The organism is Nonomuraea sp. NPDC059023, from assembly GCF_042740095.1.
Lineage (GTDB): Bacteria > Actinomycetota > Actinomycetes > Streptosporangiales > Streptosporangiaceae > Nonomuraea.
On record NZ_JBHYIO010000076.1, the window covers coordinates 1 to 21845 of the forward strand.

Annotated in this window: 24 protein-coding genes; 4 read left to right on the forward strand and 20 right to left on the reverse strand. The window is 70.3% G+C overall.

Annotated features, from left to right (window positions below; genetic code table 11):
• Positions 1-121 precede the first annotated feature (121 nt).
• The 5 genes from ACFWYW_RS56730 to ACFWYW_RS56750 form a co-directional block, all read right to left on the reverse strand.
• Positions 122-1534: a hypothetical protein gene (locus ACFWYW_RS56730; RefSeq protein ID WP_379621770.1), complete on the reverse strand. Its 1413-nt coding sequence runs from the start codon at positions 1532-1534 to the stop codon at positions 122-124.
• A gap of 155 nt (positions 1535-1689) precedes the next feature.
• Positions 1690-3975 carry a hypothetical protein gene (locus ACFWYW_RS56735; protein WP_379621772.1) on the reverse strand — a complete coding sequence of 762 codons (2286 nt, stop codon included), beginning with the start codon at positions 3973-3975 and terminating at the stop codon, positions 1690-1692.
• 23 nt (positions 3976-3998) lie between these two features.
• A complete protein-coding gene (locus tag ACFWYW_RS56740; RefSeq protein WP_379621774.1) occupies positions 3999-4205 on the reverse strand; it encodes a hypothetical protein in 207 nt (68 codons plus the stop codon).
• 13 nt (positions 4206-4218) lie between these two features.
• A complete protein-coding gene (locus ACFWYW_RS56745; RefSeq protein ID WP_379621775.1) occupies positions 4219-4671 on the reverse strand; it encodes a hypothetical protein in 453 nt (150 codons plus the stop codon).
• Positions 4668-4865 (reverse strand): hypothetical protein, encoded by a 198-nt coding sequence (locus tag ACFWYW_RS56750; protein WP_379621777.1) that lies wholly within the window; start codon positions 4863-4865, stop codon positions 4668-4670. Before ACFWYW_RS56750 ends, ACFWYW_RS56745 begins: the two co-directional genes overlap by 4 nt.
• 169 nt (positions 4866-5034) lie before the next feature.
• On the opposite strand from ACFWYW_RS56750, the gene ACFWYW_RS56755 reads away from it, so the two are divergent.
• The 3 genes from ACFWYW_RS56755 to ACFWYW_RS56765 are packed head-to-tail and all read left to right on the forward strand — an operon-like array spanning position 5035 to position 6346.
• Complete coding sequence (locus tag ACFWYW_RS56755) at positions 5035-5715, forward strand: GntR family transcriptional regulator (RefSeq protein ID WP_379621779.1); 681 nt, start codon at positions 5035-5037, stop codon at positions 5713-5715.
• 44 nt (positions 5716-5759) lie between these two features.
• Positions 5760-5936 (forward strand): hypothetical protein, encoded by a 177-nt coding sequence (locus ACFWYW_RS56760; protein ID WP_379621781.1) that lies wholly within the window; start codon positions 5760-5762, stop codon positions 5934-5936.
• Complete coding sequence (locus ACFWYW_RS56765) at positions 5933-6346, forward strand: hypothetical protein (RefSeq protein WP_379621783.1); 414 nt, start codon at positions 5933-5935, stop codon at positions 6344-6346. The genes ACFWYW_RS56760 and ACFWYW_RS56765 overlap by 4 nt, the downstream gene beginning before the upstream one ends.
• A gap of 19 nt (positions 6347-6365) precedes the next feature.
• Here ACFWYW_RS56765 and ACFWYW_RS56770 read toward each other — a convergent pair whose 3' ends face one another.
• The 9 genes from ACFWYW_RS56770 to ACFWYW_RS56810 form a co-directional block, all read right to left on the reverse strand.
• Positions 6366-6947 carry a hypothetical protein gene (locus ACFWYW_RS56770; RefSeq protein WP_379621785.1) on the reverse strand — a complete coding sequence of 194 codons (582 nt, stop codon included), beginning with the start codon at positions 6945-6947 and terminating at the stop codon, positions 6366-6368.
• 10 nt (positions 6948-6957) lie between these two features.
• Positions 6958-7347: a hypothetical protein gene (locus ACFWYW_RS56775; RefSeq protein ID WP_379621787.1), complete on the reverse strand. Its 390-nt coding sequence runs from the start codon at positions 7345-7347 to the stop codon at positions 6958-6960.
• Positions 7348-7357: 10 nt separating this feature from the next.
• On the reverse strand, positions 7358-7828 hold the full coding sequence (locus ACFWYW_RS56780; RefSeq protein ID WP_379621789.1) for a hypothetical protein: 471 nt from the start codon (positions 7826-7828) through the stop codon (positions 7358-7360).
• Positions 7821-8369 carry an XF1762 family protein gene (locus ACFWYW_RS56785; RefSeq protein ID WP_379621812.1) on the reverse strand — a complete coding sequence of 183 codons (549 nt, stop codon included), beginning with the start codon at positions 8367-8369 and terminating at the stop codon, positions 7821-7823. The genes ACFWYW_RS56780 and ACFWYW_RS56785 overlap by 8 nt, the downstream gene beginning before the upstream one ends.
• Positions 8369-9283: an ATP-binding protein gene (locus tag ACFWYW_RS56790; RefSeq protein WP_379621791.1), complete on the reverse strand. Its 915-nt coding sequence runs from the start codon at positions 9281-9283 to the stop codon at positions 8369-8371. Before ACFWYW_RS56790 ends, ACFWYW_RS56785 begins: the two co-directional genes overlap by 1 nt.
• Positions 9284-9294: 11 nt before the next feature.
• Positions 9295-10257: a helix-turn-helix domain-containing protein gene (locus ACFWYW_RS56795; protein ID WP_379621793.1), complete on the reverse strand. Its 963-nt coding sequence runs from the start codon at positions 10255-10257 to the stop codon at positions 9295-9297.
• Positions 10258-10788: 531 nt separating this feature from the next.
• Positions 10789-11079 (reverse strand): WhiB family transcriptional regulator, encoded by a 291-nt coding sequence (locus ACFWYW_RS56800; protein WP_379621795.1) that lies wholly within the window; start codon positions 11077-11079, stop codon positions 10789-10791.
• Complete coding sequence (locus tag ACFWYW_RS56805) at positions 11076-11663, reverse strand: hypothetical protein (protein WP_379621797.1); 588 nt, start codon at positions 11661-11663, stop codon at positions 11076-11078. The genes ACFWYW_RS56800 and ACFWYW_RS56805 overlap by 4 nt, the downstream gene beginning before the upstream one ends.
• On the reverse strand, positions 11660-12787 hold the full coding sequence (locus tag ACFWYW_RS56810) for an AAA family ATPase (RefSeq protein ID WP_379621799.1): 1128 nt from the start codon (positions 12785-12787) through the stop codon (positions 11660-11662). Before ACFWYW_RS56810 ends, ACFWYW_RS56805 begins: the two co-directional genes overlap by 4 nt.
• Before the next feature lie 382 nt (positions 12788-13169).
• Between ACFWYW_RS56810 and ACFWYW_RS56815 the strand changes: the two genes are divergently transcribed.
• Positions 13170-13688, forward strand: coding sequence for a hypothetical protein (locus ACFWYW_RS56815; RefSeq protein ID WP_379621801.1), 519 nt, complete (start codon positions 13170-13172; stop codon positions 13686-13688).
• 171 nt (positions 13689-13859) lie between these two features.
• On the opposite strand, the gene ACFWYW_RS56820 is transcribed toward ACFWYW_RS56815, so the two are convergent.
• The 6 genes from ACFWYW_RS56820 to ACFWYW_RS56845 all read right to left on the reverse strand — a co-directional run.
• Positions 13860-14405, reverse strand: coding sequence for a hypothetical protein (locus ACFWYW_RS56820; protein ID WP_379641415.1), 546 nt, complete (start codon positions 14403-14405; stop codon positions 13860-13862).
• Positions 14406-14488: 83 nt separating this feature from the next.
• The gene (locus tag ACFWYW_RS56825; RefSeq protein ID WP_379621804.1) at positions 14489-14872 is read right to left on the reverse strand and encodes a hypothetical protein; all 384 of its coding nucleotides are present in this window, start codon (positions 14870-14872) and stop codon (positions 14489-14491) included.
• 70 nt (positions 14873-14942) lie between these two features.
• Positions 14943-15362, reverse strand: coding sequence for a hypothetical protein (locus ACFWYW_RS56830; protein ID WP_379621806.1), 420 nt, complete (start codon positions 15360-15362; stop codon positions 14943-14945).
• Positions 15363-15377: 15 nt separating this feature from the next.
• Positions 15378-17933, reverse strand: a complete 2556-nt coding sequence (locus ACFWYW_RS56835; protein ID WP_379621808.1) for a fibronectin type III domain-containing protein — start codon at positions 17931-17933, stop codon at positions 15378-15380.
• 84 nt (positions 17934-18017) lie between these two features.
• Positions 18018-20663 (reverse strand): fibronectin type III domain-containing protein, encoded by a 2646-nt coding sequence (locus ACFWYW_RS56840; RefSeq protein WP_379621813.1) that lies wholly within the window; start codon positions 20661-20663, stop codon positions 18018-18020.
• 156 nt (positions 20664-20819) lie between these two features.
• A partial coding sequence (locus tag ACFWYW_RS56845) for a hypothetical protein (protein WP_379641416.1) occupies positions 20820-21845 on the reverse strand: 1026 nt, incomplete at its 5' end.

Sequence of the window (21845 nt, forward strand, 5' to 3'; positions counted from 1 at the left end):
GTTTTTGTGTTTAAGACACCGATCTGGGTTTGTTCGACGGCGGGTGGGCTAAATTGGTTCGGCTGTATGAAGTGTGCGGGGGGGGCCGCCCGTAGGGCGGCCGCCCCGTCTCGGGCTTGCTCTAGTTGGGATCACCGCTCCCCATAGCGGCGGGCTGGTGGCCGTTGACTCGGGGAGGGGGGATCACCCCCTGCGGCGCGGAGACGGCGATGCCGTGCTCCTCGCGGTACCGGGTGACGTACCGGTGCATCGTCGCCTGAGGGATGCCGAGCCGGGCGGCCAGGGGCCGGATGGGCACCTCGCCGTTCGGCCCGATGGCGTCGGCGATCGCGGCCTCGATCTCCTCTCTGGTGGGCTTGCCGCCGCCGTTCCGTTCAGGCGTTCCACTGCCGTTGTTCCGGCCGTTCCGTTCGGCCGTGCCGCGGCTGCCGTGTGCCTCCTTTCGAGGGGTGTTCCGGTCGGTCCGGGCGGGGTGTTCCACGCGCTTGTGGAACACCAGCCGGGCGGTCCTTACCGGGCGTTCCACGACCTTCTGGTGGAACAGGACTCGGGTGTTCCGCACCGGGCGTTTCACCGGCTGGTGGAAGACCATGCGGGTGTTCCGCGCTGGGTGTTCCGGTAGCTGTTCCGGCTCGTGCATGCCCAGGTCAGCGCGGGTGACGCCCGTCAGGGTCGCGAGGAGGACGGCGTCGCTGCGGGACGCGATGATGTGTTCCAGCAGGGCGCGCCGGGAAGCGTTCCGGGTGAGGTCGAGGTCGCGTTCCGCCGCCCGGTAGCAGTGTTCCATCCGCCACCGGACGTAGGTGTTCCACCGGGTGCCCCGCTGGCCGTTCCGGTCGGCGTTCCGCTTGACGCTGCGGGCGTACCGGATGACCCAATCCGCGACTCGGGTGAGCCGCTGGTGGATCTCAGCGTCGACGGTTTCGGTGGCGCGGGCGGTCACCAGGCCGAGCCGCGTCAGGATGTACTCCGGCGTCCACTTCCATCGGGACTCACGGCGGCGGCCGCCGTTGGCCTTCTCCTCGATCCGCAGCGCGTGGTGCCAGAGGATCACGCCGACGATGGGCGCGGCCGCGCGCAGCAGGGGCACGCTGGGGTTGCCGGCCTCAAGGGCGGCGGAGGCGGAGATGACCGCGGACGCTGCAGCGAGCAGCCAGGTCATGCTTATCGCCTGAACTGCCTCTTCGTGCCTTTGCGCGGTGATCAGCTCCTTGGCTCGCAGCGCGAACGCGAGCAGCGGACCTTCGAGCAGGCCGATGCCGAGCCAAGGCAGCCACCACACGCCGGGCGCGGCCCGGGTGATGACCTCGAACATGCCCTCACCGGCGAACACCAAGGCGGCGGAAGCGCACGCCCAGGTCACGGCGTCGGCAAGAGACCGGCGTGGCCGCGCTGGCGCCCTGGACTTGGGCAAGATCAGGTGCTTGGCCAGGCGGACCAGGGCCAGCAGCAGGGCCAGTGCTGCGGCGCCGGCGGCGGCCCATGCGGGCGGCGGCAGGTCACGCAGCGGGTCGAAGCCATATATGTCAATCACGGTGAGTCACCTTCAGCATGTCCACGGGATGTCCAAGAGGATGTCCACGGCGATGTCCAAATCGGGGTCGTTGGACATCCACCCCCCCTACGCGCGTGCGCGGACGCGCGTGTAGGAGCCGGGGGTGGGGGCGGGCCGGGGTCCGCCGGTGTACGTCACGGCCCGTGTCCGGGAGGCGGAGTCTCGCCGGCCCCCTCCCCCGGGGTTGTGCGCGCGGCCCCTCCCCTACCGCGGGCTCCAGGGGGTCCGGCCCGGGTGGACGCTATGGGGACGGAAGCGTTTTTACAGGTCACAGGGGGTGTCTCTTGTTTGGTCTCCCCCGTGTTCGGCTCTTCGTTCTCGCCCGTGCCGGTGCGTCGGGCACGGATTTCGTCCTCCGCGGCGAGGGCGCCGCGCACCATCGCGTCCTCCCCCACGATCCGGCGCCACTTCCCCTTCGCCGGCGTCTCGACGAGGCCGAGCCGCTCCCACGCGGCGCGGCGCTCGGTCGCCCACGCGCGTGAGCGCGGCATGGCGGCGGCGTTGCTGCCGCCGGTGGAGACCAGGCCGGGGGAGAGGTGGACGAGCACCATGGCGCGCAGGTGCGGGTTGGGGATCGCGGAGACGAGGACTTCGGCCGGGATGTCGATCTCCTCGGTCACGGTCAGCCGCTGCGGGGGCTCGTCGTCGGCGGCTGCGGCCGCCATCCCGGCCTTGGTGCCGCCGCTGGTCTTCTGCAGTTCGGCGCTTTGGCGTTCGGCGCGGTGCTGGTGGACGAGCTGCTGCTGCTCCTCGGTGCAGAAGCGCATGAGGTGGTCGGGCAGGTCGGCCCACCGGGTCGGGTAGTACGGCAGGTTCGCGGCGGTGGACTCTTCCAGCGCGGGGGTGAGGCGCGCGGTCTGGGCAGCGGCCTCGGCCAGCATCGCGTCGGTGACGTGCGGGGTGTAGAGCAGGGTGGTGCCGCCCTTGCCGGACTGCTGGCAGTAGAAGACGCCGGTCGGCAGGAGCGGCGTTTCGAGCTTGTTCCAGTTCATGAGGACCTGCTGGGCGTCGGCCTTCGCGGCGGTACGGCCGGCGTAGCGGCGATTGAACACGGGCACCAGTTCGGGGTGCATGCTGCCCTGGGACATGTACTGGCCGGTCGCTTCCATGCCGATGCCGGAGGAGCGGCCCTTGTTGCCGACCTGCTTGGCGGCGTGGATCGGGGCGGCGTTGGCGCGGGCCTTGCCGAGCAGGGTGGACACCTCGTCCCCGATGATCAGGATCGCGGGGCGCTGGTGGTTGACGGGCAGGACTTGGTTGTCCTCGGGCTGCAGGAGGCGGCCGCGCAGGGGGATGGCGGCGTCGGCGTCCTGCAGGAGGCGGGTGGCGGCCTCCCACGTGGTCGCGATGGGCCGGTCCAGGCGCGGCAGCAGCTCGGCGTACGTCATGCCGTCGTTCTTCAGGTCGATGATCCACAGCAGCGCATCCGGGCAGTGGGCTCGCATCCACGTGATCAGCCGCATCAGGTTGGACTTGGCGCTGCCGGACTCGCCGACGTACATGCCGCGGGTCATGCCGTAGTCGGGGACGTAGTTGGCGACGTACACGTCGCGGCCGTCTTCGTCGACGCCGAGCCAGGCGGCGTCCAGGACGGAAGTGGGGATCGTAGGGGGCGCGAACGTGACGGTGCGGGCCTTGACCTTGCCCTCGTGCTGGACGAGCAGCACGCGTGCGGCGTCGTTGTGGTCCGGGTCCTGGATGATCTCCCGTAGGGAGTGCTCGGCCCAGTGCATGCCGGACTCGATGTCGGCCGTGGCCTTGTGCAGTTTGGCGCGGGTGACCTTGACCGGTAGCCGCAGCGCATACTCGACCCGGCCGGTTCCGGATACGCGGGGGCGGCCGACCACCTGGACGCCCGGGAAGCCGAGTTCGGCCAGGACCTTGGGCAGCGTCTTGGCGGCGACGCGGACGCGGGCGCGGGTCTTGCGCCAGCGGCGGGCTTCGCGGTGCAGGCCCCACGCGGCCGTGGTGGCGAGGGTGAGGACGCTCCAGGCGATGGCGGCCGGGCCGGTGACGGGGCCGGTCTGGATGGTGGTGGCGGCCCAGGCGGCGAGCGCGGCGGCGGCGCCGGTCACGGTCGGCGTGGCCACGGGCAGGAGGTCGTGCTTGGACAGGTAGAGGTGGACGCCGGTGACGGCGGCCGCGAGAGCGGGCATGCTGGCCCACCACGGCACCTCGGCCAGGTGGGCGATGGTGGCGGTGACGTAGGTGGCGGCGGCGGTCCACCACGGGGCGTGGTAGTCGCGGTGCCGCCACATCCGCTTGGCCTCCCACAGGAGCAGGGCACGGGCCGGACGCCAGATCAGGTGGTGGGCGGCGAGCGCGAGCAGCCCGCGGCGCGGCGCGGCTGGCGGCTGCGCCGGTTGGGGCGCGTCCGGGCTGCTGGCCGGGGGGAGTGCGGGCTGCTGCGTGCCGAACAAGGTGGGCGTCCCTTTCTGGGGGTTCAGGCGGTGGCGGCGGGGGTGCTGTCGGCCTTGGCGCCGTCGCCGGGCTGGTCGTCGAGGCGGCGGGCGCAGGGGAGCGCGTTGAGCTGGGCGCGGTACGAGAGGAGGCTGCGAGCAGCCAGGTAGAAGACCCAGGTGAAGACGACGGCCAGGACCACGAGAACGATCACGGGGACGGTCAGCGGGCCGATGTCGAGGGTGTGCACGGCGGTGCTCCTGTCAGGGGATGGCGAGCTGGGGGCGGGCGGCGGGGTCGGTGATGAGCTGGTCGATGTGCCAGGCCAGCCAGTGGACGGCAAGCCACAGCGCCGCAAGCAGCCACACGGCCGCCTTGATCACGTGCGCGGCCAGCGTGAGCGCGTGAGGGGTGAGCCTGACGCCCAGGCGGGCGAGACCGGCGGCGATCGCGCCGACCAACCGCAGCGCCCACCACAGGGCCACGCACGCACCGACCAGGTACGGCCAGGCGAGGAGGAACGCCCACCAGGTGCCGTTCGCGGCGGCGGCGAGGGCGGCCAGGGCGACCGCGCGGGGAGTGATCGGGCGGGGCCGGGCCGCATGACGGGCCCACAGGTCGGCGACGCTCGCGTGCCGGCGGTCCCGGTCGGGTCGGGCCGGGACCACCAGCAGCAGCGGGAGCAGGCCGATGGACGTCCAGAAGATCGCGGTCATGCGCAGTCACCTCCGCCGCAGGTGCAGTCGGTGACCCGGCTCGGCAGGACGTTCGGGGTGCTGCCATCGGAGAGCTGGACGGTGACCCATTCGTCGGTGCGGGAGAGCACCGTGGCGGGCTGCCCGTCAAGGCACACCCGCTCCGGGCGAGGCGTTTCGGCCTCGTTCCGCGGCTGCCGCCAGAACCGGATCATGAGCTCCCCCTCTTGGCTAACTGATACGTAGAAGTTAACTTATACGGAGTAGTCATGCAATGGGGAGTTGTTGACGTTGACGGTGATTGCCGATACCTCAGTACCGACCGGCCCGTACGTTCGCGACGCGCTGCCGGTCGTACAGCGAACGCAACCGGGAATGGTGGGCATGGCAGAGGGCTACAAGTACGAGGACATCGCCGCGGCCCTCATATCCGGGATCGAATCCGGCGACTACCCGCCCGGCGCCCAGCTTCCGAGTGAAGCCGACCTGCGCGAGCAGTTCGGCGGAGCAAGTCCCGCCACCGTGCGCCGGGCCCTGCAGGTGCTGCATGACGCCGGCCTGACCCGGGCCGAGCGTGCGCGTGGCGTCTACGTCCGCTCCTACGACCGGGCGGTCGTCGACGAGACCTTCGGCGGTGGCACCAGCGGCCACCCCATCCACACGGCCGAGGTCACCACCATGCACGCCCCTCGGCACGTGGCCGACCTCCTTCTTGGAGGAGAGGCCGACCTGGTGGTGCGGCGAAGTTCGACGCGCGTGCCCAACGTCAGGTCCTACTACCCGCGCTGGCTCGTCGAGCGGCTGCCCGAGCTCGGCTATCCCAACGAGCTCCAGGAGGACGACCGCGAGCTGATGAAGCGGGCCGGGCTGACCGTGGTGGCCCGCACTGCGGAGGTGGTGGCGCGCATGCCTACCCGCCAGGAGATGCGCGACCTCGGGCTCGGCCCCGGAACTCCGGTCATGGAGGTCTTCACCATCCTGGAGGACAACGCTGGCGCGGTCATGGCGGTGCGGGAGGCGCTCTACCCCGCCGACCGGTACAAGCTCCGCTTGAACCTCCGTTGACGATCTGCTGGATGACGCCCGCCCGCCGCGGGTACCCTGAGGGCATGGACGAGCAGCCGGACACCGTTGGCGAGGAGCGCGTGCCCTACACCGAGGAGCAGCGGCAGGCGAACCTGGCCGCACTCCGCGCCGTGATGGGTGGCGAGCCGCCGGCTGACATGCTCGCGCTCGCGGCCAAGCGCGAAGCAGAGTTCGCTGCGCGCCGTAGCCACGCCGCGTGAACGGTCGCGTCCTCGACACCAGCGCGCTGATCCACTGGGGGCTCCGGTCCTCGCCCTACGTTGACGCCACGGTCTGGATGCGGGCCGAGAACACCGGCACGTACGTCGCTCCGCTGATCACCACGTCGGCCGCGCTCACTGCCGCTCTTGCGCAGCTTCCGGCCAAGGCTGTGCCTCTCCTTGAGGTGCTGCTCGGGATGGAGGCCACCACCATCGTGGACAACCTCACCCCGAGTAACGCGCCCGCTGTGGCAGAGGTCCTGGCCAAGGCAGGCCCCGACGCCGCGGAGTGGTTGACGGCCGCCACCGTCGTCCTGGCCGCCAGGCGGCGGGCGCTGCCGGTCGTCACGGCGCACCCGTTCCGGCTCGTGTCGCTGTGGCCGGAGATCGAGATCGACCTCATCCCGTAGCTTCACTCTTGGCCTGGGACTACGGGAAGAGCAGGTTGACGGCGATGCCGATCGGGATGGAGATCGCGGCGCCGAGCCCGAAGAACAACCACTGCTGTCTCAACTGGTGTGCTCTGATGTCGGCCTGCGCCTGCTCGCTCTGCTGGGAGAGGATCGCCTTGACCTTCTTGGCCTGTTCCTCGTTGATCTCGAAGTACCGCCGTTGCTCGCTAGTTCTGGCGGCCAGCGCTTCGCTGGCGGCACGCTGTGCTCTCAGCTCTCGATCGAGATCTGCCATCAACGAAGAGGTGAGCTGCATCGAGGCCTGAATCTTGGAATTCAGCACGTTCAGCCTCAGCGCCGGACTCTCATGCACTGCCGCCAGCGCCTTAACCGTCTGGAGATAGGCGGAGTGCATGCTCTGGTACCGAGCCCGCGCTCCCCAGAAGAAGACCAGCGCCAGCGTACCCCCCAGGGCCGTCCATCTCAGCCATGCAGGTAGTAGTTCCGCCAAGGCGACGACGGCTATCCCTAATGCGGTCAGAACTAGCAGGGCGGAACCGAGCACAAGGAGCGACAACGCCGATTCCCGGAGCGTCTTCGGCTTTCGGGCGGAGGTCATCCTGTCATTGTTAAGCCCTGCTCTGGCCGTCACCAGACGTGTTACTGATGTCGTCCTCCAGCGGCTCAAGGAGGACCAGGCGTGCCAGCCGCAGACCGTCTCGGCGCACGTGAGGCACGTCCGCGGCACGCCAGAACGTCCGGTCTTCCTCGGCGTTCTCGATGCTGGGTCGTGGGCGCGGGCTGATCCACCGGGTCGCGTCCGGTGCCTTGTCCGTCATGTCGACCACCAGGTAGCCGACGACCTCCTCAGCTGGGTTGATCTGCCACGCCTTGCCGCAGCAGCTGCAGAACAGCTGCGTCGGATCGCCCATGCCGTTCACGATGGTCTCGAAGGTGTGGCCGTGGCCGGCGCACTGCTCACGCGCGAGCGCCGCGCGGGCCTCGTCCATGTCGATCATGACAGCTCCTTCAGACCGTTGGCCGGTGGTGGAAGTCGAGGTAGTGGGCGTCGAACTCGGCGGCCGCGGCCTGCCGGGACACGGCAAGGTGGCGGCGGCCGCGGTCGGAACAGCCGGTGACGAGACACCGCCAGACCGCGGTCCGCGACCGCACGGCCGGAGCCGGTGCCGCAGCCGGGGGAGCAGGTCGTTTCGGCTCGATGTGCTGGCACCGGTCCGCCTTCGGGCCGGACCGCCGGCACAACCAGACCGGGCCCAGCGGCTCGGGCTCAGGCAGGTAGAAGAACTTCACGGGGAACTGGGTCAGCTTGGCCAGCAGCTCGATCTGTTCCCGGGTCGGTACCAGCGTCCCGGCCTCCCAGTCGTCGACCATGGGCTCTACGCCGCCCAGCGCGATGTCCACTTCGGGCCCGTACAGGCCGTGGTAGTCGAGCGCCACGGTGATCCGGTACGGGACGGGGCCGGCGGCGAGGTCACTCATCGACGACCAGCTCCAGGAGCGTTCGCGGGATGAGCTCGCCAGCTCTGCCCTCGCGCGGCCGGGAGGGATGATTCCAGCCCGGCCGGGCTGGGCGGTGGGCGACGACCTGCCAGCCGGCGCCCCGCAAGCTGGCCCCGGCCTCGCCCATCCGGATTGCCGTACACGACGGGTGCTCGCACGGGCTTCCGCAGGTGGGGCCGTAATGCAGGGTGTGGATGTAGGTGACGAGCCGCGTGTACCCCTGGGGTCGCGCCGCCTGCCAGGCGCGCGCGTACAGGAACGACGGCACGTTCGGCGTGCCGTCCGACGCGAGCCGCGTCACCTCGAGGGTCTGGCCGTTGTCGAAATGCCGGGCGAGTGGCCGCCCGACCATGACGACCCCGACGAGCACGCCGTGGCGGGCAGCCCCGATGGAGAACTTGTGCCCGCGGGGCGGCTCGTGATGGCGGTGCCACGCCTGAACGAACGCGCAGGCGCTCTTGAAGGTGACGGGCACCTCGTACAGGCGGCCGCTCGCGCGCCTGTGCGAGGCGTTGCGCATCACCACGGCACCGGCGTGCGGTAGGACTCCCCGAGGATCCGTACGACTGTGGCCTCGTGCATGATCCGGTGCACGATGCGGCCGCCGTACAGGTCCATGAGGTTCGGCTGAACGGGCCGCTTGGCGGCGGGGGTGTCGGCGAAGCCGCGCTCGTCGTACGGCAGGTTCGTCGTGATCATGGTTCTGCGGCGCGGGTTACGGACCCGGGCGTCGATGAGCTGGTACGTCGCCTTGCGGACCGCTTCGGACACCTTCTCGGCGCCCATGTCGTCGTACAGCAGCAGATCGCAGCGTTCGGCGAACTCGTACGCGCGTGGATTGCCGCCGGGGCGCAGCGCCTCGTGGAAGTCGGCGGCGTTCCACGCCACCACCCACAGGTCGAGCTCGCGGGCGGCGTGGTTGGCGACCGCGAACGCCGCGTGCGTCTTCCCGCGCGAGTTTTCACCTACGAGGATCAGCGTGCGGCTGCTGGTGCCGAGCCAGCCCGACACCTTGCCGTCCGGGTCCTGGTTCGGCTTCAGCCCGGCCAGGCTGGCGTCGGCGTAGTCGGCGTAGTCCGACTCCAGGACACGCTGCCAGGCGGCCTGCCGGAAGTCGCGCTGGAGCTGACGCGTTCCGGCCCTGTGCTCCGCCCGCGTCTGCTGGCAGGCCGGGCACTTGCCGAGGTTGTGCAACAGGTAGTCGTCCTCGCCCGGCCGGGGGCAGGTGCAACCGCTGCCGGGCTGGCCAGGCAGGTGGATGACGTTGTCGCGGCCGCGCGCCAGCGCGGCCTCCGCCTTCGCCCGCACCGGCTGCGACAGGCTCTCCAGCCAGCCGAGGCCCCCGAGATCAGCAGGGGGCACATCGGCGCCGCCACGGCTTCGGGCGGCCGCCTGCTCGAGCAGCGCCTGGTCGTCGTGGCCATCTGGGGTCATCGCGGTGATGCTCATCCGAAGGCCGCCCGGTTCTCCTCGTTGGCCGCGTCGTCGGCGTTGTACGGCAGGTGATTGCCGTGCACGCCGCCACCGCCGTGACCGCCGCTGCCAGGCCCCCACTTCAGGGTGTTCCGCATCCACGTCTGCCAGGCGGCGACCCAGTCGACGAACTCGTTGCCCCTGGCGCGGTGGTGGTCGAGGAACTGCTCCGTCTCCAAGACGAGGTCGACCCGGATGCCCTTCTCCCGCGCCCACTGCCGCATCTGGAGGGTGATCTCCAACTTCTCCGGCGCGGGGGTCGTCGGCGACTTGCGCCGCTTCTTGGCGGGCTTCGGCTCGGTCTTCACCTCGTCGTCGCCGAACAGCCCGCCCTGCCCGCTAGATCCCCCACCGCCCTCGCGGCCGGGATCCGATGTCGCGTCAGCGGCATCGTCTCTTTCTTCTTTTTCTCTCTTCCCGTTGGTCTCATTCTGTTGCTGAGCAGTTTTCTGCCCGGGGGTGGTGCAGATTCCTGCATGGCCCCCTGGGCAATTCCCTGCGCTGCCCCCTGCGCAAATTTCTGCACCGGGAGGCTGGGCAGATTTCTGCTCAGGGGTGTCCGGGGTCTTGGGGGAGTCGGTTCCGGGCCGCGCCTGGCGCTGCTCGGGGCGGAGCGGCTCGCGGAACAGCCGGTACTTGTTGGAGCGGCGGCCGCCGTTGTCGTGGTAGCGGGCGGAAACGGTGAGCAGCCCGGCGGCGACGAGCCGGTTGATGGACTCGTCGATGGTGCGGACGCTGTTCTTGTGGACCTTCTTGGCGATTGCCTTGCGGCCGGGGAACAGGCCGTGGCCGCCGCGCGCGAACCAGGCGAACGCGATCCAGACGCGGACGTCGACGTCCTTCAGGTCGGGATGGAAGGCGACGGCGTCGGGGACCTGCCGGAAGGGCGGCTCGTCGTAGAAGACCTCGTCGTCCTCGATGGGCTCATCGCTCACTGGGAGCCCCCGGCGAGGGTGGTGCGGAATCCGGCGCGACGCTCCGGGGTCGGTGTCACTTCATGCTTGCGCGCAGCGTTCGATACGCTCATGCACGCCTCCTCAAGTCTCTTAGCAGGGGTTGAGTGAGGCAGCCGGGAGGAGGGCGTTGGCGCGCCCTGTGATCCTCGGCCGCAACGGCGATCCCTCAAGGGGTCGCCGTTGTCGTTATTTAGTTGGCAACCGAAACCTACCGTGCCTTGATCAGGGAAGTCACGTCGGGAGCGGCGCGAATCTAGGACCCTAGGATGATAGGCAAGGCCAGGCCGGGCGATGCCGGTCGAAGGTCGGGCCTGGGTCAGCGCCACGGGCAACTCCGTAGGTCGGTGGGGGATCTACACCTCGGCACGCTGCCGCCTCCTTGATGGGCTGGCGCGGTCGCGGGCCAAGGCGCGAGGGACCGTGTCACATGTGTGCGTTAAGGTCCAATCACAAGATCAAAAACGGGCGGTGGCGGGCCGTACGGCCGCGCCTTCCGCCCGTTCGTCGAGGTCATGCAGCCGCGCGCACCCTGGCGGCGGCCCGGCGCATGCGGATGCGGCGCTCGCTGGCGCGCTCGTTCTCGTTCTCGCCGCCCCACATGCCGTACTTCTCGGGGCGCTCCAGCGCGTACTCGCGGCAGTCGACCTTGGCCAGGCATCCGCCGCAGACCTCTTTGGCTTTCTTCTCGCGGATGTCGCGAGCGGGTTCGCGCTCGCCATCGGGGGCGAAAAACAGCTCGGCCAGGTCGGGGTTGCGGGCGCAGGCGGCGTTGTCCTGCCAGCCGGGGTTGCGGTAGCTCATCGCTGGAGGCCTTCCTCGATCGCGGGATCGGTGGGGGTGGGGAGGGCGAACAGGGTGGTCAGGGAGATCGCGCCGGTGGCCAGCGCGTGAGCGATTACGGTGGTGAAGTCGTCGACGAGCTGCTCGACGACCTTCGGGTCGCCGACGCTGATGGTCATGCCGGGGATCGGCTCGCCGGTCGGGGCGACCGGGGCCCCGGCCTTCCTGGCGTGCGCCTTGAGCTTGGTCACGAACGCGGGCTCGACGATCTCCCGGATCTGGTCGTGGTACTTCGCGTGGTTCTTGACCCAGGCGACGACCTGCGGGTCAGTGCCGTCCAGCTCGACCTTGGTGGGCCCGGCGTCCATGCGGGTGATGCCGAGCTGGGTCGTGCCGAGGAAGACCACCTCGCGGCCGCCGACGCCCATCAGGGGGCTGCCGTCCGGCCGGTGCGACTTCAACGCTTTGGCGTGCTGGTCGGCGGCGTTCGCGACGAGCTTGGCGGCGGCCTTGGCCAGCAGGTAGCCGAGCGCCTCGGCGTACTTGTCCGGGACGGGCCCGGCCACCTTGACGGAGGCCGGGCTGACGTCGGGCGTGGAGGTCATAGATCGGCCCCGGCGGGTTCGTGCTGCTTGGCCGCCTCGTACTCGGCGGCCTGGAGGGCCTCCATGCGGGCCTCGTAGACGCCCATGAGGGAGGTCCGCTCCGGTTCGCGGATCTTGCCCGCTTCGATGGCGGCCACGATGTTCTCGCCGACGACGGTGAGCGCGGCGACGTCGGGGGCGGTCTCGATGCCGTGCTGGGCATCGGCCACGGTCTTCGGGCTGGACGCGCCACGGCCGCGAGCGGAGGCCTCCCGCCACTTGATCCTGATCAGCTCGACCAGCGGCATGGTCTGGCCGTACTCGTCGAGGACCGGCAACGCCAGCATGTCGCGCCGCTCAGCCTCAGCCTTGACGACGGCCAGGTCGTCGGTGGTGACGTCCTCGGCCAGCACGACGGTGCGGTAGTCGAGGAGAGACGGCAGTTTGATGCCCTCGGCCAGCCAGCGTCCGACCAGCTCGCCGAACTCCTCACCCGGCTTCGTGATCGTTCTGCCGACCGCCGCCTCCGGCACGTCGTACATGATCGACTTGGTGATCGTCAGGGTGTGCGTGAGGTCCAGCGATCCGGCCAGGTCGAACTCGTACTCCAGGCCGTCACGCTGGTCGGGCTTCAGCCCGATCTTGACCGGCTTCATCTTCCCGTTGGAGTCCTCGCCGATGGTGTACTCGGCCTTGACCCGCAGGGTCACAATCAGGTGGCCGGGGTAGGAGAGCAGCGCTTCGAGCATCTCCTGCTCGACGGGGCGGATCTCGTCCCAGCCGCCGAACGGGCCCGACTTCTTCGACTTGCCGACGCGCTCCAACATGCCGCCGCGCCCGGACCAGAAGTGCGAGCCGGAGTCCACCACGAGGCACCCGACCCCGGCAGCCGCTGCTGCAGCGGTGGCCTTGGTGAGGTTCTCCGGGTCGAAGTGCGTGAGGTTGAGCCGCTTGAACGGAATCAGCCTGGCGTACTTGGATGCGCGGCCCCGCTCGGTGTCGATCACGCCGATGGTTCCGTCCACCCCGACCAGGCCACGCGCCATCTTCAGCGCGGTCAGCGTCTTGCCGCTGCCGGACAGTCCGTCCAGCACGACACGCGCGAACTCGGAGGTGGGGGTGGCGTCGTCGAACACAAATTGCATGAGGGGGTCGTCCTTCCTGGATTCGTCGCCGGGGGAGGTCCGCAATCCCTCGCCCCGCCGGGGTGCTGTCAGCCTGCAGGGGTCGAGACGGGCCGCAGGGTAGGCCACATTTCGGTCAACTTCTCAAAGAATACAGGCTATTTAGTGACAGGCTAGTGGGTCCCACCATCAAGGTCAACCACTTCACCCACCGAACTCGCAGCAAACCGTGACCCAACCAAACCCGCAGCTCAGAGCACCAGTGCTGCAACGCACTCCACAGTTGGGCTTACGAATAGCCTCGAAGATCTCTAATGTATGCATCAGCGGGAACCCCAGACCCAAACCAGGCACCCGCCCGACGGCTACGCACCCCACCGCGACGCCAAGGAGCACTTCCCCGATGGCTGAACAGCATCCACCCCACGACGGCGGAAGCCCCTGCCCACACGTCGGCAAGCTCACCGGCGCCCAGGTAGCCCACATCGCCATCTCCAGCGTCGCAGCGACCATGGCCGACGACTTCCTCATGCTCGTCCCCACCGCCGGCCACCGCCGCCGCGGCACCGCCGGGCTGACCCGCACTGTCGTCGACCTACGCCGCAAACTCACCGAGCTCATGGCCCGAGCGATCACCGCGGACCGCATGGACGGAGCCGACTGGGCCGACATCGGCGCCGCCCTCGGCATGGACCCGGACCTCGTCGCCTACCACTACGCCCACCTCGACTGGACGCACATGGCCGACGACCCCCAGGCCGTCTGGGACGCCTTCCGCCCCAACTGCGTCGCCCAACTGCACGACTCCTGCGACGAGGACCCCGCGGTCGCCGCCGCGAAGCTCGACGTCTGGTATCACCGGCACGCCGACCCCCACGAGGCCGCGCCCGTCCCGGCCGACGCCGTCACCGCCGGCCTCTGACCCCGCTCAACGAAACGGCCCGCACCCCGAGGGGTTGCGGGCCATTTGCTTCGATCCACCGCCGGAGCGGCGTGTGCGGACGCCCTAGGGTCAAAGGGATTGCGGCCCTCACCACGGGCGTCCTGCACACCGAGAAACCAGGAAGATTTCCCGCCCTCATGATGCCACGGCTCAGCGCCGGCCGTGACCCTCACCCTCCGAACCGGGCTCGTAGACCGTGACACGGTCCGGGCCCCCCGGCAGACCATTGAGGGTGTCGTCGGGAACCGAACCAGTCACGCCGGACACGGGCACGACCTCGCCGTCGTCGACCTTGCGCGGAGCGAACGTGTTGTGCAGCAGCGCGATCGCACCCGCCGCGGCCGCCTGGAGGCCGGCCATGCCGAGCGTCTTCAGGTCATCGCCGCCGGTGGTCGCCACCGCCGCCGCCCCCGACACGAACGCGGCCGCCGCGACGTTCTGCCACCACGTACGGCCCGCGCGAGCGGTCACCTCGCCCAGCTTCGGCCCCGTCACGGGCCGGATCCGGTTGTGGATGTAGGCCAGCACCGCAGCCAGACCAGCCTGGCCGCCGGCCAGACCGAGCGCGCCCATGTCCGCGGCGCCGCCCTGGCTGGCCACGACGATGGCAGGGCCACCCGCCACCAGCGCTACCGACAGCAGATTCTGGACCAGGGACCGGCCGGCGCGAACCCACGCCTCCGGCACGAACTTCATGGACCGGTGAACCATTGGTTCCTCCTCGGATCGGATGTCCGACAGGAGGTTGACCGCTTTTCCCGCTTACGTCCTGCCGCTGGTCAGGCGCCCACACCGGGAATGAACTTGATCACCGCGCCGACCACGATGCCGAGCGTGGCCACGATGAACGAGATCCGCGTCGACGACTGCTTAGCCTGGTCGATCAGCGTCTGCGCGCGAGCCTTCTCAGCGGCCCGGTTCGTCTCACACGCCTGGAGCCGCTTGTCGTGCTCCTCCAGCACGACCAGCACGCTGCGGTGATGCTCCGCCTCGGTCTTGGCCAGCTCATCGTGGCGCCGCTCGCCCTGCTCCAGCTGCAGCGCAATCACCGCGAGCTTGCCCGAGGTGTCGGTGAACCCGACCTCGACCAGCCGGCGCACGTCGGCGACCTGCCCGGCCAGCCACTCCTGCCCTGGTCGGCCAGTGTGCTCCTGCTCCGCCATGGTTTCCCCCCGAGCCTGATCTGTCGGGGCGAACCATAGGAGGCTGGCCTGCTTACGTCACTCGACGTGATCAGCGATGCCACGCGCCGAGGGCGGTCACGGTCACCGCGCCGCTGCCGGACGGGCGACGTGCTCGCACTTCGACCCGCTTGCGCGCGCCGAAAGCCCATGTCTCGGGCAGGAACCCGTGCAGGGTCACGGTGCCGGCCGCAGCCGCTGAACCGGAGGCGATCGGCACGCCGTCCACGGTGGCCTGCACCTCGAGCGGGCCGCCCACGGTCACGTCCACAGCCAGCGAGCTGCCCGAGCGCGGGAACACCGACCAGGCGACCGTCTCGTACGACGTGCCCGACACCGAGGTCACTTCCGCAGCGAACGTGACCGTCCGGAGGCGGCTCTGCAGCTCCAGCGCCGACACCCGGGCGCGCAGATCCTGCACGTAGCGGACCAGGTCCTTCAGGGACAAGTCCCCCGGATTGATGCGAGACATCGCCGCCCCTTCTCTCTATTCGTCCACCGCGGTGGTCAGTTCCGCCGTCGTCACCGTCACCAGCTCCCCGGTCGTGCCGGACGGTTCCACCCGCAAGCTGATGATCTTCATGTCTCGGTCCAGGCCGGCGGCGCCGTCCGGCCGCTCCGGGTAGATGTGGTCGGTGATCACGACCTGCGCGTTCGCGCCGAGCTCCCACTCCCACCACCGGGTGTCGGGGCTGATGGCCATCTCGAACTCGAACACCTGGCGGGCGCCCTTGGACGCGTCCGAGGCGCGCTGGGTCTCGGCCTGCAACGCCGCCGGCGAGGTGAGCCCCTCGAACTGGTAGGCGTCCTCGAGCCGGGGCCACCCGGCCGTGTGCAGGTCCTCCCGGGTGACCTTCGCCAGGAGCACGCCGCCGGAGGTGACGGCGAGCTTGCCGTGCACCACGGTGGCCAGGCCGCGCCGGGTCGAGCGGCGGAACCGGCGCACATTGCCGGGGTACTCGAGCACCAGATCGCTGCTGGGCGGCTCGTCGCGGTTCACCCGGCGCAGCTCCACTTGCGGCCGGTCGTTCACGTTGTCCCAGGACGGGCGGCCCCACCATTCGAACCCACCCGGCGCGGCCGCCACCTCCACGACCTTGTCCAGCACGCGGGAGAAGTCCTCGAACCGGTACTCCCGGTCCACCGCCGCGGTGCCGGCCACACCGGCGGTGCGCAGCCAGCGCCGGTCGGCGTCGGCCGACGCCTGATCCAGCAGCCAGTCGATCTCGGTGTGCGCGAGCGTCCCCGCCCGGGGCCCGGTGAAGGAAACGAACCGGCGGCCGTACACGCCGACGATCTCCTCGGCGGCGATCCGTAGCACGCCGGTGTCGCTGTCGTAGTCCTGCGGGTCGATGACGCGGCCCATGAAGACCGGCCGCTCGCCGCGGTAGGCGACCACGATGGTCCGCTCCGGCCGGGTGGCGGCCTCGACCCGGCCGACGCTGTAGGCGTCGTCATACAGCGGAATGTCGGCCTCGAGCGTGCCGCCGCCGCCCAGCACGAGCTCGAATTGGACGTTCTGCAGCGGCAACGAGTCGATCGGGACGTGCGTCGCCCAGTCGTAGAACAGGTACTCGTACGGCGGGGCCGCGCCCGAGTTGTCTTCGAGCGTGGTGGCGGTGACCACCTGCCGGGCCGAGCGGTTGCCGAGCTCGTCGACGGCGTCGACGCCGAGCGGATAGGTGATGCCCGGCGTCAGCCCCACGAACGTGAACACCTGGGAGGTGACCTGTGCGACCTTCAGCGGCCCCTTGTACAGGCCGTACCCGGCCAAGCCGACGTTGTCGTCGGTGCTCGCGTCCCAGGCCAGCGTGACGGCGGTCTGCGTGATCGACAGCAGCCGCAGCGCGCCCGGCGCAGTCGGCGGCGTGGTGTCGGCCTGCGCGCGCACCGTCTTGGTGCCGATCGCCGACCGGTTGCCCAGCAGGTCCTTGGCGTCGACGCCGACCGTGTACAGGCCGCCCGCGGTGAGGCCGCTGAACGTGCGGGTGCGCGTGGTCTGGTCGGCGCCCTGCCGGACACCGTTGAGGAACACGCCGTACCCGGTGATCGTCGTCTGGTCGTACGGCTGGTCCCACTCCACGCTGATCGTGCCCGCGGCGAGCGCGGTCACCCGCACGACCGGCGTGTGTGGCGGCGTGGTGTCGTTGATCGGGGTGACCGTCAGGGACGCGGACTTCTCGCTGCGGTTGCCCTTGGCGTCGTAGGCGTCGATCTCGACCGTGACCGGCACGCCCGGGGTGAGGCTGCTGAAGGTGTAGGTCCGGCCCGGCTGGTCGGTGACCTTGGCGCCGTTGCGGTAGACGCCGTACCCCGACAGGCCGCTCCCGGAGTCGCTGGAGGCATCCCACGCCACCGACACGCTCGTGGGCGTCATCCCCGTCAACCGCAGGTTGCCCGGCACCGAGGGGGGATCCTCGTCCGGGACCGGCCCCCACACGCCGGCGACCCAGGCGTAGTTCTGCCACCCGGACGGCAGCCCCTGCACGAGCGGCCAGGTGAAGCCTACGGAGTCGGAGATGCCGTCCTTCACGGACGACGACGCCCAGGCGCGCCGCGCCGACGACCCTTCGACCCAGTCGCGGAAGGTGTAGCCCTGGTGGCTGAACCCGGTCGGCCAGTTCGCGGAGGAGTTGTCGGCGCCGCTGGTCTGAAGGTAGGCCGACACACCCAGGATGGCCGTGCACCCGGCCGGCAGCGGGTACACGCTGACGGTCGCGGAGCCAGAGGTGAGCCCGGTGTCGGACCCGTAGTACTGCTCGGCGTTCGACAGCTCGTACATCCAGATGAACAGCCGGTCCGTGGCGTTGGCCGTGGTCACGGTGACCGAGCTGTCCCCGAAGGCGATCTTGCTGAGGAGGCGGATGCCGACCGTGTGGACCGTGTGCTCGTGCGGGGTGTAGTCCCCGGAGATGGTGTTGATCCCGGCGTAGCTGTTGATGATCAGGACGATGCGGTTGCCGTACCCGGTCGACCCGAAGTTGTAGGTGTGTGTCGAGCCGCCGCTCGCCACGTACGGCGTCGCCATCCTGACCAGCCCCATGCCGCCGCCCTCCGATGGCTGCCCGCTGCTGTGATCCAGCGCGGAGCATGGCGACTTGCCCGGCTAACGTCCTGCGCGTGGTGGCTAGGACCAGGCGTCGTAGGCCTCCAACGCCAGCCGTGGCGTGCCGGGCTGGCCTGGGACAGGCTCGCCGGCGAGCGTGATGGTGTTGGTGCCGGGGATCAGGTGCCACCACGCGGGCAGGTGCGCCAGCGCGGACCGGCCTGGCCGCGCCACCGGCCACACCTCGGGCGGGACGTGCGCCCACACCTGCCGGGCCGACAGGTCGATCGTGTAGGAGTAGCGGGTGTCGGCCGGCACCACCGTGCCCGGCATCGCCCGCATCACCGTCCCGGACTCCTCATGCGTGATGGTGAAGTTCTTGATCGGCCCGTACAGCCGCATGCGGGCGGGGATCGTCGGATAGGTGCCGTTCAGCTGCACCGTCATCGCCGCCTCCCCCGGCAGGGAGGCGACCACCGCGAGCGCCCGTACTGGCGTGGTCGCGTACCGGCGCGGGTCGGCGATCTTGAGCGTGACCCGCCACCGGAAGCCGAGCGACCCCTGGTCCGCGCTCGTCGACCGGTCGTCGACACGTGCGCGCGCCCGCCGCTCCATGCGGGCGTCGATCACCCGCAGCCACTCCTGCCCGGCAGGGTGCAGCAGCCGGGCGAACCGCTGCTTGGCCGCCAGCATCGCCATCCGCGTCGGCGCGATCGCCACCCCGGCCAGCACCACCCGGCGCGGACCGTACCGGCCGGCGCCATCCCGAACCCCGTCGACGCCACCCCGGTCGGCTGACACCGGCGACACCGGCGGCGACGACGACCAGCCTTCCGCAGCCTCCACCACCCAATCGACCCCGAAGCCGTCGCGCACGTTCGCGGCCCAGTCGCCGATCCGGTAGACCGGCGTCTCGATCGCCTGGTACGGCAGCGCGTCCGTTGCCACCACCACGCTGTTGTCGGCCGAGCGCTGGCCCAGCGTGTCGACGGCGGCCACCCGGACCGTGTACGGCACGCCCGCGCCCAAGCTCTCGATGACGTGGCGTCGCTCGACGGGCCCGTCGACGGTGTAGTCGACGCCGGGCGTGGTGTGCACCACCTCCCCGTCGAGGAGGACCTCGTAGCCGACGACGCCGAAGTCGTCGCTGGAGGCACCCCAGGCGACGGCGATCGTGTTCTCCCCGGCCTCCGTCGTGAGAGACGGCGTGGTGGGGTCGGTGTCGTCGAGGGTCGTCACCGTCAGCTCGGCCGCGGCGGTGCTGCGCTGCCCGATGTGGTCGACGGCCCACACCCGCACCACGTAAGGGGTGTCGTCCGGCAGCCCGGACATGCTGTGGGTGAGCACCGCGGCGTTCGTCGCGGCCGGCGCCCCGTTGACCGTGATGTCGTAGCCGGTGACCTGCACATCATCGACGGCTGGATCCCACGCCACCGTCCAGCCGGTGTAGGAGACGGCGGTGGAACGCAGGTTGCCCGGCGGCGCCGGCGGCAGGTCCGCGGGCGTCACGTGGGTGAGCTGCGCCTTCAGGGACCGGTTGCCGCTGGCGTCGGCCGCGTCCACCTCCACCAGGTACGTGGTCGACGGAGTCAGCCCGGTGAAGGCGCGGACGCGGGGCAGCTGGTCCGGCCCCTGCTTGGTGCTGTCCACGTAGACGCCGTACCCGGCCAGGCCGCCCGGGTCGGTCGAGGCGTCCCAGGTGACGTCCAGCGTGTACGGCGAGCCGCCGGTCACGCGCAGGTTCCCGGGCACCGTGGGCGGGCTGACATCGACCTCGGCCTGCACGCTCAGCGACGCCGTGGCGGAGCGGTGGCCGGCGCCGTCGACCGCGTCGACCTCGACCAGGTACGTCTGGCCCGGCGTCAAGCTGCCGAACGTCCACCCCAGCCCGGGGTGCACGTCCTCCACCTGGACGCTGCCGAGGTAGACGCCGTACCCGGCCACGCCCGTGACCGCGTCGGTGCTCGCGTCCCACGCCACCGAGATCTGCGTGCCGGACACCGACGTGACGCGCAGGTTCCCGGGCACGGTCGGCGGATCAGCGTCGGTGGAGGCCGACAGCGACGCCTTCGCCGACCGGTTGCCGACCGTGTCGACGGCGTCGACCTCCACCAGGTACGTCTGCCCCGGCGTCAGGCCGACGAAGGTGCGAGTACGGCCGGCGTCGCCGCCTGCGGGAGGCCCCGGGGTCTGCTGCGTGATCGACGTCTGCGGGGACCGGTTGCCGGCGGCGTCGACCGCGTCGACGGCCAGCGTGTAGCTGGTGGCCGCGGTCAGCCCCGTCAGGGCGCGCGTCAAGCCGGGCGCGTCGCCGCCCTGCTTGACGCCGTCCTTGTAGACGCCGTACCCGGTGACGGCGACGTTGTCGGTGGCGGCATCCCACGCCAGCGCGAAGTCTGAGGGCGACATGGAGGTCACCCGGACGTTGGGTGGCGCAGTGGGCGGCGTCGGGTCGGGCGGGGTGACGTCGAACGTCACCTCGTCGATCCACACCGCGTTCGAGCCGGCATCGGCGGAGCTGTCTCGCGTGTAACGGAAGGTGACCTGGGTGGCGCCGGTCACGTCGTAGGTGCCCGGCTGGTGCCAGTTATGCTCACCGGCCATCCGGTACTTCTCGGCAGCGCCGACGAAGAAGATGAACGGGTCGTACAGGTTGTCCGGCGGGGTTCCCTCGGTTGAGATCTTCACCTTGAACGTCACGCTCGTGGCCCCGGCCGGGACCGTCATCACGCAGTTACTCGTCCCACTGTGAGTGATTGCCGCGGACTTCAGCGACCAGGTGCCAGCGGCCTTCTGATCGTTGGCCCGCGCCCAGGTCCCCGTCCGGGCGAATACCGGCGTCGCGCTCTCGAACCCCTCAACCACCAGTGCCATGGCTTCCCCTCACCTCGACGCATCCGCGGCCTCGATGACCAGCCGCGGCCCCTTGTCCTCCATCCCGGCCACCAGCCCGCCCGACAACACGACGGTGTTCACGCCGGGCTGCAGCGCGAACCGGGCCGGAAACACACCGAGCAGGCCCCGGCCAGGGCGCGGCTCCGGCCACACATCCGGCGGCACGATCGACCACACCGCCCGCGAGGCGAGGTCGATGGTGAGCTCGTAGCGGGCATCCGGTAGCACGGTGCCCGGCCGCGTCTTGATGGCCAGCCCGAGCTCGTTGATCCGGATCTCCGGGTCGGTGACCGGACCGATCAGCCGGAACGCCGCCGGGATCGTCGGGTAGTCGCCTCCGAGCGTGATCACGGTGGAGCCGGTGGTCTGTGCGGGCTCGAACTCCACCTCGGCGTAGATCGGACGGACCGCGTACCTTCGCGGGTCCGGCGCCTTGACCACGAGCGTCCAGGTGAACACCTTGCTGCCCAGGTCAGTGATCTCCACCTGGTCTTCGAGCCGCACCTTGACCTGCCGGGTCGCGTGCAGCTCACGCACCCGCAACGTCGCGGCCTCCCGCGCGAACACGACGCGAGTCATGCGCTCCTGCGCGGCCAGCATCGTCACCCGGTCCGGCGCGATCGCCGTCCCCGACAGGGTCACGATCCGGGCGCCCAGCTTGCCCGGCCCCGAGAAAGCGCCGTCGCCGCTGTCGGAGTCGGAGGAGCGCGGCAGCACCTCGGCGCCGTTCGACCAGCCTTCCTCATCCTGGACCACCCAGTCGACGCCGTACCGGTCGACTGCGTTACCCACCCAGTCGCCCACCTGGTACGTCGGCGACGCCAACGGCGTCCAGTCCGCGGCTGGCACCTCCACCTGCATCGTGGAAGCGGGTCCGCGCGCTGACCCTTCATCCACCGCGCGCACCGCCACCTCATACAGCCCGCCGGGCTCCAGGTCCTCGATGACGTAGCCGAGCGCGGTGGTCGCCGTGATCAGCTCGCCGTCGAGGAGGACCTCGTAGCGGGCCACAGG

Excerpts from the sequence above, each read along its gene's own strand:
- ACFWYW_RS56745 (WP_379621775.1), bottom strand. The coding sequence starts at position 4,671 with ATGACCGCGATCTTCTGGACGTCCATCGGCCTGCTCCCGCTGCTGCTG.
- ACFWYW_RS56750 (WP_379621777.1), bottom strand. The coding sequence starts at position 4,865 with ATGATCCGGTTCTGGCGGCAGCCGCGGAACGAGGCCGAAACGCCTCGC.
- ACFWYW_RS56755 (WP_379621779.1), top strand. The coding sequence starts at position 5,035 with ATGGCAGAGGGCTACAAGTACGAGGACATCGCCGCGGCCCTCATATCC.
- ACFWYW_RS56760 (WP_379621781.1), top strand. The coding sequence starts at position 5,760 with ATGGACGAGCAGCCGGACACCGTTGGCGAGGAGCGCGTGCCCTACACC.
- ACFWYW_RS56770 (WP_379621785.1), bottom strand. The coding sequence starts at position 6,947 with ATGACCTCCGCCCGAAAGCCGAAGACGCTCCGGGAATCGGCGTTGTCG.
- ACFWYW_RS56775 (WP_379621787.1), bottom strand. The coding sequence starts at position 7,347 with ATGATCGACATGGACGAGGCCCGCGCGGCGCTCGCGCGTGAGCAGTGC.
- ACFWYW_RS56780 (WP_379621789.1), bottom strand. The coding sequence starts at position 7,828 with ATGAGTGACCTCGCCGCCGGCCCCGTCCCGTACCGGATCACCGTGGCG.
- ACFWYW_RS56785 (WP_379621812.1), bottom strand. The coding sequence starts at position 8,369 with ATGCGCAACGCCTCGCACAGGCGCGCGAGCGGCCGCCTGTACGAGGTG.
- ACFWYW_RS56790 (WP_379621791.1), bottom strand. The coding sequence starts at position 9,283 with ATGACCCCAGATGGCCACGACGACCAGGCGCTGCTCGAGCAGGCGGCC.
- ACFWYW_RS56800 (WP_379621795.1), bottom strand. The coding sequence starts at position 11,079 with ATGAGCTACCGCAACCCCGGCTGGCAGGACAACGCCGCCTGCGCCCGC.
- ACFWYW_RS56805 (WP_379621797.1), bottom strand. The coding sequence starts at position 11,663 with ATGACCTCCACGCCCGACGTCAGCCCGGCCTCCGTCAAGGTGGCCGGG.
- ACFWYW_RS56810 (WP_379621799.1), bottom strand. The coding sequence starts at position 12,787 with ATGCAATTTGTGTTCGACGACGCCACCCCCACCTCCGAGTTCGCGCGT.
- ACFWYW_RS56815 (WP_379621801.1), top strand. The coding sequence starts at position 13,170 with ATGGCTGAACAGCATCCACCCCACGACGGCGGAAGCCCCTGCCCACAC.
- ACFWYW_RS56820 (WP_379641415.1), bottom strand. The coding sequence starts at position 14,405 with ATGAAGTTCGTGCCGGAGGCGTGGGTTCGCGCCGGCCGGTCCCTGGTC.
- ACFWYW_RS56825 (WP_379621804.1), bottom strand. The coding sequence starts at position 14,872 with ATGGCGGAGCAGGAGCACACTGGCCGACCAGGGCAGGAGTGGCTGGCC.
- ACFWYW_RS56830 (WP_379621806.1), bottom strand. The coding sequence starts at position 15,362 with ATGTCTCGCATCAATCCGGGGGACTTGTCCCTGAAGGACCTGGTCCGC.
- ACFWYW_RS56835 (WP_379621808.1), bottom strand. The coding sequence starts at position 17,933 with ATGGGGCTGGTCAGGATGGCGACGCCGTACGTGGCGAGCGGCGGCTCG.
- ACFWYW_RS56840 (WP_379621813.1), bottom strand. The coding sequence starts at position 20,663 with ATGACGGTCCCGGCCGGGGCCACGAGCGTGACGTTCAAGGTGAAGATC.